Below are 13807 nucleotides of genomic sequence, written 5' to 3' on the forward strand. Positions count from 1 at the left end.
CCGGTACTCACTAGTGGGTGCCCTCGGTAAATGCAGATAATGGGTTCTTCTCGTGATTCATCAGGAGAGACTCTGACTGGGGATGACGTACCTCCCCAGACGGACGCGCCGCTTGCGGGTGTCACCGACGAGACAACCGTCACCGAGGAAGGGACCGAACTGGAGCGGTCTATCGGGCTGTCGGGGGCACTCGCAATCGGGATCGGGACGATGATTGGGGCGGGCATTTTCGTGTTCCCTGGACTGGCGGCGGGGCGTGCTGGCCCGGCCGCTGCTGGGTCGTTCGCTATCGGTGCAGTCATTGCACTGCTGGTTGCACTGCCGGCCTCCGAACTGGCGACGGCGATGCCCAAATCCGGCGGCGGCTACTATTTCATCTCGCGAACACTCGGTGCGCTTCCCGGTGCTGTCGTCGGTATCAGCATCTGGCTAGGTCTGGTCTTTGCCACTGCGTTCTACCTCGTCGGCTTCGGCAATTACGCTGTGGCCGTACTCGCCGAGGCCGGCGTCCCGGTCGGTGGTATTCCGGTCGTGACGCCACTGGCGTTGCTCTTCGGTGTCTTGCTCACCGCACTGAACCTCTTCGGTACCGAGAACGCCGCGCGCCTCCAGAACTATGTCGTCGGTATCCTGCTGACGATACTGGTGTTGTTTCTGGGCTATGGCGGCCTCGATTCGCTCGGTATTTTTGGGACCGCCTCCGCTCCGGAGCGATTCATGCCATTCGGCCCGATTCCGGTATTTACAACCGCTGCCCTCGTCTTCACCTCCTATCTCGGCTTCGCGCAGGTGGCCACCGTCGCCGGCGACCTGAAAAATCCTGGCAGGAATCTCCCGCTGGCGATGGTCGGTTCCGTCATCGTCGTCGGTATCCTCTACGTTGCGACGATTTTCGTCGCCACCAGCGCCTTCGAAAGTGCGACACTCGCTGGCTTCGGTGAGACCGCTATCGTCGAGGTGGCGCGCGCGTTCGGCGGGCTGGGCGGCGCAATCGCAATCCTTCTCGCGGGATTACTGGCGACCATCTCGAGCGCGAACGCTTCGATTCTCTCTACCTCGCGGGCCGTTTTCGCTATCAGTAAGGACGCACTCGTCCCACAGTACGCGAGTCGGGTGAACCTGGCCTACGGGACGCCACACGTCGCTCTGGTGATGGCTGGCGGCCCCGTTCTCGTTCTCGTCGCGCTCGGGGAGGTCGAGGTGCTGGCGGAGGTGGCCTCGTTCCTGCATCTCGTGATGTACGGGTTGATGTGTGTCGCACTGCTTGCCGTTCGCCGTGACGAACCCGAGTGGTACGACCCGGAGTTCAGGGTGCCCGCATACCCGTTCGTCGCCGGCCTCGGCGCAGTCGCCAGTTTCGGGCTACTGGCGTTCATGCAACTGGCCTCACAGATCATCGGCGTCGTTATCATGTTCGGGGCGGCCGGGTGGTACAAGTACTACGCGAGTGATGTCTCACTCAAAGGGGTGTTCTAAGTGCCCGGAGACACCGACCGACCGCAGACGACTATCCGCGAACCGCCCGTTGTACTCGTTCCTGTGGCGGTTCTTGAGGGGCAGACGATTCCGGAGACGGTCGTCGACTTTCTCGCACCTGCTCGGGTTGTCATTCTCGGATACCACGTCCTGCCCGAGCAGACGCCGACCGAACAGGCGGGTAGACAGTTCGAGGACCGTGCCCAGCAGGCCGTCGAAACAATCGCCGAGACGTTCCGTGCCGCCGGTGGCGACCCCGACACCCGAATCGCGTTCACTCACGACCGCGACCAGACCGTCGAGCGCGTCGCGGACGATATCGACGCGACGGCGATTCTCCTCCCGAACCCGACCAGTGAAATACACGACGTGCTCGTTCCGCTTCGGGGCGCTGTCGACCGCGACCGCCTCGCGGACCTCGTTGCGACGCTGTTGATCGACGGCGACCGGTCGGTCACTCTCTGGGGTATCGACCTCGGCGACTCCGACTTCGATGCCGACACTGCAATCGAAGAGGCGAGAGAGCGACTCGGTCGGCGAGGCGTTCCCGCCGAGCAGGTCGACTTCGAGCGCTCTAGCGAGGAGGCGCCGCTCCGAGCCATCGTCGAGCGCTCGGCGGAGTTCGACGCCATCGTGATGGGTGCCGGTGAGGGGTCGTTGCTCTCGGTGCTGCTGGGAGAAGACGAAGAACGTGTCGCAGACGCAGCCGTCGCGCCGGTACTGGTCGTCCGACACCAGTCCCAGGACGCGACCGACGACTCGTCCTAGTCGCTGCCGGTGTCCGACTCGACTGCGGGAATCACCGTCACGCTCGCTACACCGTCGCCGGTCTCGACTTCCATCACTTTCACGCCTTTTGTGTTCCGGCCCACCGTCGAGATGTCTGCGACCGGACAGCGCATAATCTGGCCGGTTTCGCTCATCACGACGATATGGTCGGAGTCTTCGACGGCCTTGACCGTCGTGACGGATCCGTTTCGCTCGTCGGTTTTGATGTCGATGAGCCCCTTTCCGTACCGGGACTGAGTTCGGTACTCCGACAGTGGCGTCCGCTTGCCGTAGCCGTTGGTCGTCACCGTCAGCAGGTCCCGCTCGTCGCCGTGTTCGGTGGCGACGAGCCCCGCGACGTGGTCACCGTCCTGGAGTTTGATACCGCCGACGCCGCGCGCGTTCCGGCCCATCTCGCGGACCTCGTCCTCGTCGAAGCGGATAGTCATCCCCTGTTCGGTGGCGATGACGAGGTCTTTCGTCCCGTCTGTCACCTCCACGTCGACGAGTTCGTCGCCGTCTTCGAGGCTGGCTGCGATGATACCCGTCGAGAGGATGTTCTCGAAGTCCGTCACGCACGTCCGCTTGACGTATCCCTGCCGGGTCGCCATCGTGATACACTCGTCCGGTTCGAACTCGTCGGTGTTCACCACTGCGGTAATCTCCTCGCCGTCGTCGAAATCGATGAGATTCACGGCAGATTTGCCGCGTGCTGTCCGACTCATCTCCGGAATCTCGTAGGTCTTCAGCCGGTAGACCTGCCCCTGGTTGGTGAAACAGAGCAGGTAGTCGTGGCTGTTCGCGCGGAACACCTTCGAGACGCGGTCGCCCTCTTTTGGGTCCGAGCCGATGATGCCTTTCCCGCCGCGGTTCTGCGGGTCGAAGGCGCTTGTCGGCATCCGCTTGATGTAGTCGTCTTCGGTGATGACAACCAGACAGTCCTCTTCGGGAATGAGATCCTCGTGGGTGACTTCGCCTTCGGCCTCCATGATTGCCGTCCGGCGGTCGTCGTCGTACTCCTCCTTGATGTCGCGGAGTTCGTCCTTGATGACGCCGAGCAGTTTCTCTTCGTCTGCGAGGACGGCTTCGAGATACTCGATGGTCTCCTGAACCTCCTCGTACTCGGCTTCGATTTCGTCGGCCTCCATCGACGTGAGCGACCCGACCTGCATCCGGAGGATGTGGGCGGCCTGTTCCTCGGAGAACGAAAACGTCGACTGCACGTCGGGGTAGTCGAGGTCTCCCTCCAGCTCGGAGATTTCCTGCTCGCCCTGCAGAACCGCCTTGGCCTCGTCCCGGTCGCGCGATTCGGTGACGAGGTTGACGATGGCTTCGGCCTTATCAACGGCTTCGAGGCGTCCCTCCAGAATGTGTGCGCGGTCCGTCGCCTCGTCGAGGTCGTGTTCCGAGCGCCGCCGGATGACCTCTTTTCGGTGGTCGATGTAGTGGCCCAGCGTCTCCTTGAGCGAGAGCACCTGCGGCTGGCCGTCGACCAGTGCGAGGTTGATGACGCCGAAGGTCGATTCGAGGTGGTGTTCGAGCAGTTGGTTCTCGACCACGTCGACGTTTGCCCCGCGTTTCAGGTCCACGACGATGTGGACGCCGTTGCGGTCGGACTCGTCCCGGAGGTCTGCGATACCTTCTATTTTGCCCTCGTTGACGTCGTCGGCGATGCGCTCGACGACGCGGGCTTTGTTCTCCTGGAAGGGCAGTTCTGTGATGACGATGCGGTCGGCCCCGCCCTCGTTGCGCTGTATCTCGTAGTCCGCACGGACTCGCAGTCGGCCTCGACCGGTCGAGTACGCCGAGTAGATCGCGTCCTTACCGACGATGTTCGCGCCCGTCGGGAAGTCCGGTCCCTTGACGTACTCCATCAGGTCCTCGACCGTGCAGTCGGGGTTGTCGATGAGGTGGACCGTCGCATCGACGATTTCACCGAGATTGTGCGGGGGGATGTTCGTCGACATGCCCACTGCGATTCCCGACGAGCCGTTCAGGAGGAGATTCGGGAGTTTCGACGGCAGCACCTCCGGCTCTTCGAGACGGTCGTCGTAGTTGGGCTGGAAATCGACGGTGTCTTTCTCGATGTCCGCGAGCAGTTCCTCGGCGATAGGAGACATCCGGGCCTCCGTGTAGCGCATCGCCGCCGCCGGGTCGCCGTCCATCGACCCGAAGTTCCCCTGGCCGTCGACCAGCGGGTAGCGCATCGAGAAGTCCTGTGCCATCCGGACGAGCGCGTCGTAGATGGCCGAGTCACCGTGTGGGTGGTAGTCACCCATCGTCTCGCCGATAATCGAGGACGACTTCCGGTGGCTGGTGCTGGCGGTGACGCCCAGTTCAGACATCGCGTACAGGATGCGCCGGTGGACGGGTTTCAACCCGTCGCGAACGTCCGGGAGCGCACGTCCCGCGATGACACTCATCGCGTAGTCGATGTAGGACTGCTCCATCTCGTCTTCGATGCGAACGTGCTCGACGTTCGCGGCCGGTGCCTCCACGTCGTCTGTGTCGGGAATGTCCGAACTCATATGTCGACCCACTCCGCTTCGGGCGCGTGATCTTTGATGAACTCCTTCCGCGGCTCGACGGCGTCACCCATCAGCACCGAGAACATCTTGTCCGCCGCCGCAGCGTCCTCGATGGTAATCTGCTTGAGGTAGCGAGTCTCCGGATTCATCGTCGTGTCCCAGAGCTGCTGGGGGTTCATCTCGCCCAGGCCCTTGAACCGCTGGACCTGGTCGGGGTTGCCGTTGCACTTCTCCTCGACGATCCGGTCGCGTTCGGCTTCGGTCATCGCGTCGTACGTCTCGCCCCTGTACCGGATGCGGTAGAGTGGCGGCTGGGCCGCGTAGACGTAGCCCGCGTCAAGCAGCGGCTTCATGTGGCGGTAGAACAGCGTCAGCAGGAGCGTCCGGATGTGTGCGCCGTCCACGTCGGCGTCGCACATGAAGATAATCTTCTCGTAGCGCACGTCGTCGATATCGAACTCGTCGCCAATTCCTGTCCCGAGCGCCGTGATGAGGTTACGAATCTCGTCGTTCTCCAGGATTCGGTCGAGGCGGTGTTTCTCGACGTTCAGAATTTTCCCCTTGATGGGGAGAATCGCCTGGAAATCGGGGTTTCGGCCCTGTTTGGCGCTGCCGCCGGCGCTGTCGCCCTCCACCACAAAGAGTTCCGCGTCGCTGGGGTCTTTGGTCTGGCAGTCGGCCAGTTTTCCCGGCAGCGCGGTCGAATCGAGCGCGGACTTCCGGCGGGTCAGTTCCTCTGCCTTCTTGGCGGCCTTGCGGGCCTTCGCGGCCTCGACGGCCTTCGAAACGATGGCCTCGGCGGTGTCGGGGTGTTCCTCGAAGTACGTTCCCAGTTCCTCGTGGACGGCCGACTCGACGATACCCCGGACCTCCGAGTTGCCGAGTTTCGTCTTGGTCTGGCCTTCGAACTGCGGGTCTGGATGTTTGACCGAGAGAACGGCCGTGAGTCCCTCGCGGATGTCGTTGCCCTTGAGCGTATCGTCCAGATCGCGGAGCAGCCCGTTCTCCTTGGCGTAGTCGTTGATAATTCGTGTCAGTGCGGTCTTGAACCCCGTCAGATGTGTCCCACCCTCGCGGGTGTTGATGTTGTTCGCGAAGGCATGTATCGAGCCCTGGAGTTCGTCGGTGGCCTGCATCGCCACCTCGACCTGGACGACACCCTCGCTGATCTCTTCTTCGTCGTCGAAGTAGATGACGTCCTCGTGGAGGTGCGTTTTCGTCTCGTTGAGAAACTCGACAAACTCTCGGATACCACCGCTGTACTGGAACTGCTCTTCGTTGCTGTCGCGCTCGTCAGTGAGCGTAATCTTGACGCCGGAGTTGAGGAAGGCAAGTTCCCGAAGGCGAGAGACCAGCGTCGAGAAGACGTAGTCGGTCGTCTCGAAGATTTCGTCGTCGGGCCAGAACCGAATCTCGGTCCCCGTCTCCTCGTCTGGCTCCATATCACGGACCCGTTCGAGTTCGTACTCGGGCTCGCCGTGGTCGAAGCGCTGTTTCCAGACCGCGCCGTCGCGTTTGATTTCGACTTCGAGCCACTTCGAGAGCGCGTTGACGACGCTCACACCGACGCCGTGGAGGCCGCCCGACACCTGATAGGACTTGCTGTCGAACTTCCCACCGGCGTGGAGAATCGTCATAATGACCTCGACGGCGGGCTTGCCGTGTTCCTCGTGCATGTCCACGGGAATCCCACGGCCGTCGTCGCTGACGGAGATGGAGTTGTCCTCGTGGATAGTTACCTCGATAGTGTCACAGTGGCCGGCGAGTGCCTCGTCGATGGAGTTGTCGACCACCTCGTAGACGAGATGATGCAGTCCCCGTGAGTCGGTCGAGCCGATGTACATCGCGGGCCGCTTCCGAACGGCTTGCAGCCCTTCGAGTACCTGTATCTGGCCTGCGCCGTACTCAGTATCCTCAGACATGAAAACCTTAGACACTGATAGTAGACCCCGTCCCTTAAAGCTCACGCACGCGCGAGCGCGTGAGAACGCCACGCACTGGCACCCGTCCACTTTCACTCCGCTGGCGCACAACATTTAAGCTCCGGTGTGGAACGTATAGCCACATGACCTCCTATCAGTCGCACCTCGGCGACGGTGAGGGGATAGCCGAGGAGCTGGCCGAGAGCCAGCAGTCTATCTCCATCGCCGAGTTCTTCGAGAAGAACAAGCACATGCTCGGGTTCGACTCGGAAGCCCGGGCGCTGGTGACTGCCGTCAAGGAAGCCGTCGACAACGCGCTCGACGCCACCGAAGAAGCCGGTATTCTCCCCGACATCTACGTCGAAATCGAGGAAGCGGGCGACTACTACCGACTGGTCGTCGAGGACAACGGCCCCGGGATCACGAAAGCACAGATTCCCAAAATCTTCGGGAAACTGCTGTACGGGAGCCGATTCCACAAACGCGAGCAAAACCGCGGTCAACAGGGAATCGGGATTTCTGCGGCGGTTCTCTACTCGCAACTCACCTCCGGCAAACCCGCGAAAATCACCTCGCGGACGCAGGGAAGTGCCGAGGCCGAGTACTTCGAACTCATCATCGATACCGACACCAACGAACCGGAGATTAGCGAGGAGGCAACTACGTCCTGGGAGCGTCCTCACGGGACGCGCATCGAACTCGAGATGGAAGGGAACATGCGTGCCCGCCAGCAACTCCACGACTACATCAAGCACACGGCGGTCGTCAACCCCCACGCCCGCATCGAGATGGTCGAACCCGACGAGCACTTCAAATACGAGCGGGCGACCGACCAGTTGCCCGACGAGACCGAAGAGATTCGTCCCCACCCCCACGGCGTCGAACTCGGGACGCTCATCAAGATGCTCGACGCGACCGATTCGTACTCTGTCTCTGGGTTTCTTCAGGGGGAGTTCACCCGCGTCGGGCAGAAGACGTCCGATTCGGTCATCGACAACTTCCGTGATCGTCACTTCGGCCGGGAGATGCGGTGGCGACCACCGCAGAGCCATGAAGATGCCGACGTAGCGTCTGCAGTCGAAGACGCCGTCGCCAACAAGGGAGCCGATGCGACTGCCGAGTTCGCCAGCGAGGTCGCCGACCGAATCCAGAACACCGAGCGCATCGCCCACAGCAAGGTCGCCGAGAACGTCGACGACGTTGCCGACGATATCGAAGACGAGTACGGCACCACCTTCGGCGAGACGGTCCGCGAGAACGCCGTCGAGGCAGCCTGGGAACAGGTGACCGCAGAACTCACCTCGGACATCTATACGCTCGTCGACGAAGCGACGACCAAGCGAAAGGACGACGCCCATGTCCAGGGGCTCGCCGAGCGTATCGCCACGAAGTTCGAGAACCGAACGGACGATTCGCGCCACCGCGTCACGCACAAAGACCTCACTGCCTACGTGGGCAAAGCGGCCGACGACACCGAGGAGTTCGACGACGCTACGTTCGGTGAGAAAGCCCGCGAGAACGTCGTCGAGGCGCTCTGGACGCGCATGGAGACTGTCCCAGACGACGTGCCACACGTCCACGACATCGCCAGCGAGCGCGACACCGCCTCGGAGCTGCTCGAAGCGATGCGCGAGACGGACATCATCTCGCCGCCGACGGACTGTCTCTCTCCGATCTCTGCGGACCTCGTGGAGGCCGGCCTCACCAAGGAGTACGACGCGGACTTCTACGCCGCGGCGACCAGAGACGCCTCCGTCCACGGCGGTGACCCCTTCATCGTCGAGGCGGGCATCGCCTACGGCGGCGATGTCGAGGACGGCGGCAAAGCCGAGGTGATGCGGTTTGCCAACCGCGTTCCGCTGGTCTACCAGCGCGGGGCGTGTGCGACGACGGACGTGGTCAAGGGAATCAACTGGCGCAACTACGGCCTCGACCAGCCGGGCGGGAGCGGCATCCCCAATGGCCCGGCGGTCATCATGGTCCACATCGCGTCGACGAACGTTCCCTTCACGAGCGAATCGAAAGACGCCGTCGCCAACATCCCGGAAATCGAGGACGAAATCGAGCTGGCGATTCGGGAGGCCGCTCGTGACCTCAAATCGTTCCTCAACAAGCGCCGCTCGATGCAACAGCGCCGGGAGAAGGAGAACAAACTCGCGACGATCCTCCCGGAGATGGCCGAGAAGATCTCACGGGTGACCGGCAACGAACCGCTCGATATCGACGACACGATGGCTCGAATCATGAACAACGTCCTCGTCGAGCGTCAGCGCGAGAACGGGAGCGTCGAAGTCGTCGTCGAGAACAACGCCGACACCAACGCCGACATCGAGATCACGGATATCGTGACGGCCGAACCCGACGCCGTCGAGGAGGGAACCGTCGTCGAGATGGACGGCGAGTGGTTCGTCAAGTGGTCCCCGACGGTCGGCGGCGGGGAGACGGCCACGCTCTCGTATAGCTTGCCAGGTGACGCGGAGTGCAGCATTTCCGTCGACGGAATCGAAGACGAGAAACTAACGGTGACAGACCAATGAGCGTAGAGACAGACTCAGAGGCGCGCGAGCAACTCATCGACCTCGCGGCACAGTTTTACGACCAGTTCGCCGAGGGGACCGTTCCCTCGATGGAGGTTCCAACCCGGACCAAATCGAACATCGAGTACGACGAGGACAAGAACGTCTGGGTGTACGGCGACCGCACCTCGACGCGCTCGGCCAAGAGTGTCCGCGGGGCAGAGAAACTCCTGAAAGCGATTTACACCATCGACTTCCTCGCCCAGCAACTCGACGAGGACCGCTCGTCGACCCTGCGTGAACTCTACTATCTCAGCGAGTCCTGGGACCTCGACGAGGCACAGTTCTCGAGTCAGGACGAGTCCAACGACCTCGTCGAGGACTTAGAAATCGTCTCCGGGGCGACCCGCGAGGACTTCCACATGCGCCCGGAGGAGTCGGGGGCGACCATCATGGGACCGCTTCGCCTGCGCGAGCAGACGCGTCGTGGCGAACGCGAGATTCACTGCCAGAAGGACGTCGGCGAGGGCGGCTATCAGATTCCGAACAACCCCGATACCATCGACTTCCTGGACAACGACGCCGACTTCGTCCTGGCCGTCGAGACCGGTGGTATGCGCGACCGCCTCGTCGAGAACGGGTTCGACGAGGAGTACAACGCGCTGGTCGTCCACCTGAAGGGCCAGCCAGCGCGGGCGACCCGGCGCATCACCAAGCGCTTGCACGACGAACTCGACCTGCCGGTCACCGTCTTCACTGACGGTGACCCGTGGTCCTATCGGATCTACGGCTCGGTCGCCTACGGCTCTATCAAGAGCGCACACCTCTCTGAGTACCTGGCGACGCCCGAAGCGGATTTCATCGGTATCCGCCCGGAGGACATCGTGGAGTACGACCTGCCGACGGACCCGCTCTCGGACTCCGACGTCAACGCCCTGGAGTCGGAACTGGAGGATCCCCGATATCAGACGGAGTTCTGGACGGAGCAAATCGAACTCCAACTCGACCTCGGGAAGAAATCGGAACAGCAGTCACTCGCCTCTCGCGGGCTGGACTTCGTGACTGACACCTACCTGCCCGAACGACTCGACGAGATGGGCGTCCTGTAACGAGAGCTGTTCCTTTTGAGGGCCACAGCGGAATCGCCATCACTTATTGAGTGGGATCCGTAGGCCGCGCCATGGCAGACTCCGAGGGGCGTCTGGCGGGAGACGAGGCCCGGTCGCGTCTGTACGACGTGATGCGGGCCGAGGGGTCGACCGAGGAACGCATCCGGCGGGCGCTGACGGTCGGCACCGAGTATTTCGGAGTCGAATACGGCTACGTTGCCGAGGTCGATCCGGAATCCGACAGCTGGGAGGTGCTCATCAGCATCGACCCGGACAGTTCGACTGTGCCGGAGGGGCTCCAGGTCGACTACTCGACGACGTACTGCCGGCGGACCATCCAGGAGGAGACGGTTGTTGCACTCCACGACGGCCCCGACGAGGCGTACGCGGCTGACCCGAACTTCGAGAGCCACGGCGTTCACTGCTATCACGGCGCACCGGTGATGGTCGAGGGAGAGGCCTTCGGGACGGTCTGTTTCGTCTCACACGACGCGCGCGGTGAGCCGTTTTCGGACTCTGAAAAGGCGTTCACCGACCTCATCGCACAGATGGTCGGGTCCGAGATAGAGCGCGAGCGAAAGCAGGCCGCCCTGGACGAGCGCGAACGCGAACTCGAGGAGCGCCAGGAGCTGTATCGCGCAGTCATCGACGCCAGTTTCGACCTGCTCTTTCGCGTCGACGCCGACGGGACGTACACGTACCACTCTCCGACTATCGAGCCGATGCTGGGGTACACTCCCGACGAGATCGTCGGGCGACCGTACCGGACACTGCTTCCGGATGACGCGACTGCCGAGGTCGCCGACAGACTGTTCCAGCGCGTCCTCGACGGCGAAACAGTCGAGGAACGGTATCTCCCGCTGGAAACGGCAGCCGGCGATATCGTCTACGTCGACGTCCGCGTGACGCCGATCTACGCGGCAGACGTTCCAGAAGCGGAGCGGACGCCCGCCGACATCGTCGCAGTTCAGGGGATGGCCCACGACGCGACCGAACGGAAGCAACGCGAGCGGCTGGCCCGCGTCCTCAACCGCGTGTTGCGTCACAACCTCCGCAACGACATGACGATTATCACCGGCTACGCCGACATGCTGGCCGACAGAGTCGACGAGTCCGATACCGACCTCGTCAGGCGTATCCAGAACACGGCTGACCGACTCCTCGGGATGAGTGAGACCGCTCGGGAACTCGGAGACAACTTCGCCGACCCGCCCACGCTCGAACCCCTCGACGTCGTTCCGGTCGTTCGTGGAATGGTCGAGCAGGTCGCCTCCCGCGACCCTGCCGCCGAAATCACGGTCGATGCGCCCGACACCGCCGTTGCAAGCGCCGCACCGCGACTGGAAACTGTCGTCTGGGAACTGCTGGACAACGCGGTGAAACACGCCGGCGAGTCCCCGACTGTCTCTGCCACTGTCACTGTCGCGACCGATACTGTCGAGATCCGAATTGCAGACGATGGCCCCGGCATTCCCGCTCAGGAAGCGACAGTGCTCGAAACGGGCGAGGAGACGCCACTGGTCCACGGGAGTGGACTGGGACTGTGGCTCGTCTACTGGATTGTCTCCAGCCTCGATGGCGAGGTTCGTGTTCCGGAACAGACGGATGGGACCGCCGTTCGGATACGTCTTCAACGCGCCGACAGATAGGTCGGTGCCGCAGTCATCACATATTCGAACATTGTCACAAATCCTTTATTTCCCCGCTCGTCAGCTAGTGCCATTGCATGCCTGAACCGGAACCTGGTGGTGGTGGGGCTGACGGCGAGGCCGACTGGAGCGACCGAATCGACACCGCCGACCACCTCGACGAGAACGACCCACAGAACCTGGGGCGTGACGCAGTCGAGGGTATCGTCGAATCTGTTCCGACTATCGAGGACGCGCCGGCCGACCCAGCGGAGACCGTTCTCGCGGACGTTCGGGAGTACTTTTCGGACTTCGAGAGCGAGTTTGCGCCTGCCCCAGCCGACGAGTTCATCGAGCGTTCGTTTTTCGACTTCGGATACCGCGAGGACCTCGAGGAAGTCGATCGGTACTGGGTGAACGAACCCTTCGCGTACATCGCCATCTGTCACAACCCACGGACGAACGACTACGAGTACCGCGTCGTCGAACCGACGCTGACCGAGTTCGAGCGCTACGTCCGCGAGGACATCATGGTGGACCTGCGGGACGTGCTGATGCACGTCGACCCTGGGGCGGTCGACCGAGAACAGCGTCTCGAGGAGGAACTCACCACACTGTCGAGCCGGTATCTGCGGGATACAGAGCCGGGGTCGTTACACAAGATACGCTACTACATCTTCCGCGATTTGCTGGGATACGACCGCATCGACCCGCTGGTTCGCGACGCCAGACTGGAGGATATCTCCTGTGACGGCACTGACGTTCCAGTCTACGTCTACCACCGGGAATACCGGGACATGGAAACGAACATCTCCTTCGGCGCGGACCGGCTCAACTCGCTGGTGGTTCGCCTCGCTCAGCGCAGTGACAAACACGTCTCCGTCGCGGACCCGCTCGTCGACGCCAGTCTGCCAAACGGTTCGCGCATCCAGATGACGCTCGGAACCGAAGTCAGTACCCGCGGGTCGAACTTCACCATCCGACAGTTCTCGGACGTTCCCCTGACCCCGGTCGATCTCATCGAGTTCGGAACCTTCTCAGTGGAGACGATGACGTACTTCTGGCTGGCAATCGAGAACAACCTCTCGTTGCTGTTTGCGGGCGGGACCGCGTCGGGCAAGACCACCTCGATGAACGCGATTTCGATGTTCATCCCGCGCAAGAACAAGGTCATCTCTATCGAGGACACTCGCGAGATTACGCTCCCGCACGACAACTGGATTCAGAGCGTCACGCGAGAGGCCCGTACGTCTGGAACCGGCGAGGTAGACATGTACCAGCTTCTCCAGGCGGCCCTGCGCCAGCGACCCGAGTACCTGCTCGTCGGGGAGATTCGAACCGAAGCGGAGGTCGCACTCGCGTTCTTTCAGGCGATGGCAACCGGCCACGCCGCCTACACGACGATGCACGCGGACTCGACGGCGACGGTCCTCTCGCGCCTGCAGAATCCGCCGCTGTCGGTCCCCGAACAGATGGTCAGAGAACTGGACATCGTCGCGGTGCAACGGCAGATTTTCGTCGGTGACCAGCGCGTGCGCCGCAACGTCAGCATCTCCGAACTCGGCCGCGGTGACGACGGCAGCCCGAGCACACAGCACATCTACGAGTGGCGTCCCGCGACGGATTCGATGGCGTCGGTCGCGCCATCGGGGAAACTCCGCGAAATCATGTATGCGAACGGCTGGGACGAGGAGCAACTCGAAGCCGAACTGCGTCGTCGTGAACGCTTGCTCCGATATCTCGTTCGTGAGGGTATCTCTGACTACGAATCGTTCCAGACGATAGTCTGGCAGTACGCCAGCAACAGAGAGGAAGTGATGGCACTGGTCGACTCCGGGCAACTCGAACAGCTCCTGTGAC

General features: G+C 62.4%; 8 protein-coding genes. 6 read left to right on the forward strand and 2 right to left on the reverse strand.

The features are described 5' to 3' along the window. Positions 1-39 precede the first annotated feature (39 nt). Both WDJ60_RS07780 and WDJ60_RS07785 read left to right on the forward strand, forming a co-directional pair. On the forward strand, positions 40-1476 hold the full coding sequence (locus WDJ60_RS07780; RefSeq protein WP_417750444.1) for an APC family permease: 1437 nt from the start codon (positions 40-42) through the stop codon (positions 1474-1476). Next, complete coding sequence (locus WDJ60_RS07785; RefSeq protein WP_340099790.1) at positions 1477-2244, forward strand: universal stress protein; 768 nt, start codon at positions 1477-1479, stop codon at positions 2242-2244. It begins immediately after the preceding gene. On the opposite strand, the gene gyrA is transcribed toward WDJ60_RS07785, so the two are convergent. Together gyrA and gyrB are read right to left on the reverse strand one after the other, a co-directional pair. After that, entirely contained in the window at positions 2241-4772 is a 2532-nt protein-coding gene (gene gyrA, locus WDJ60_RS07790) for a DNA gyrase subunit A (protein ID WP_340099791.1), read from the reverse strand. The genes WDJ60_RS07785 and gyrA overlap by 4 nt on opposite strands. Then, positions 4769-6694 carry a DNA topoisomerase (ATP-hydrolyzing) subunit B gene (gene gyrB / locus WDJ60_RS07795; protein ID WP_340099792.1) on the reverse strand — a complete coding sequence of 642 codons (1926 nt, stop codon included), beginning with the start codon at positions 6692-6694 and terminating at the stop codon, positions 4769-4771. Before gyrB ends, gyrA begins: the two co-directional genes overlap by 4 nt. Positions 6695-6837: 143 nt before the next feature. On the opposite strand from gyrB, the gene WDJ60_RS07800 reads away from it, so the two are divergent. The 4 genes from WDJ60_RS07800 (at position 6838) to WDJ60_RS07815 (ending at position 13806) form a co-directional block, all read left to right on the forward strand. After that, positions 6838-9231, forward strand: a complete 2394-nt coding sequence (locus tag WDJ60_RS07800; RefSeq protein WP_340099793.1) for a DNA topoisomerase VI subunit B — start codon at positions 6838-6840, stop codon at positions 9229-9231. After that, on the forward strand, positions 9228-10319 hold the full coding sequence (locus WDJ60_RS07805) for a DNA topoisomerase IV subunit A (RefSeq protein ID WP_340099794.1): 1092 nt from the start codon (positions 9228-9230) through the stop codon (positions 10317-10319). The genes WDJ60_RS07800 and WDJ60_RS07805 overlap by 4 nt, the downstream gene beginning before the upstream one ends. Positions 10320-10390: 71 nt before the next feature. Next, on the forward strand, positions 10391-11968 hold the full coding sequence (locus tag WDJ60_RS07810; RefSeq protein ID WP_340099795.1) for an ATP-binding protein: 1578 nt from the start codon (positions 10391-10393) through the stop codon (positions 11966-11968). A 77-nt stretch (positions 11969-12045) separates the two neighbouring features. Further along, positions 12046-13806 carry a type II/IV secretion system ATPase subunit gene (locus tag WDJ60_RS07815; protein ID WP_340099796.1) on the forward strand — a complete coding sequence of 587 codons (1761 nt, stop codon included), beginning with the start codon at positions 12046-12048 and terminating at the stop codon, positions 13804-13806. Position 13807: the final 1 nt, after the last annotated feature.

The organism is Salinibaculum salinum, from assembly GCF_037645885.1.
GTDB lineage: Archaea > Halobacteriota > Halobacteria > Halobacteriales > Haloarculaceae > Salinibaculum > Salinibaculum salinum.

Coding starts and splice junctions, on each gene's coding strand:
- gyrB (WP_340099792.1), bottom strand. CDS start 6,694: ATGTCTGAGGATACTGAGTACGGCGCAGGCCAGATACAGGTACTCGAA.
- WDJ60_RS07815 (WP_340099796.1), top strand. CDS start 12,046: ATGCCTGAACCGGAACCTGGTGGTGGTGGGGCTGACGGCGAGGCCGAC.
- WDJ60_RS07805 (WP_340099794.1), top strand. CDS start 9,228: ATGAGCGTAGAGACAGACTCAGAGGCGCGCGAGCAACTCATCGACCTC.
- WDJ60_RS07810 (WP_340099795.1), top strand. CDS start 10,391: ATGGCAGACTCCGAGGGGCGTCTGGCGGGAGACGAGGCCCGGTCGCGT.
- WDJ60_RS07800 (WP_340099793.1), top strand. CDS start 6,838: ATGACCTCCTATCAGTCGCACCTCGGCGACGGTGAGGGGATAGCCGAG.
- WDJ60_RS07780 (WP_417750444.1), top strand. CDS start 40: ATGGGTTCTTCTCGTGATTCATCAGGAGAGACTCTGACTGGGGATGAC.
- gyrA (WP_340099791.1), bottom strand. CDS start 4,772: ATGAGTTCGGACATTCCCGACACAGACGACGTGGAGGCACCGGCCGCG.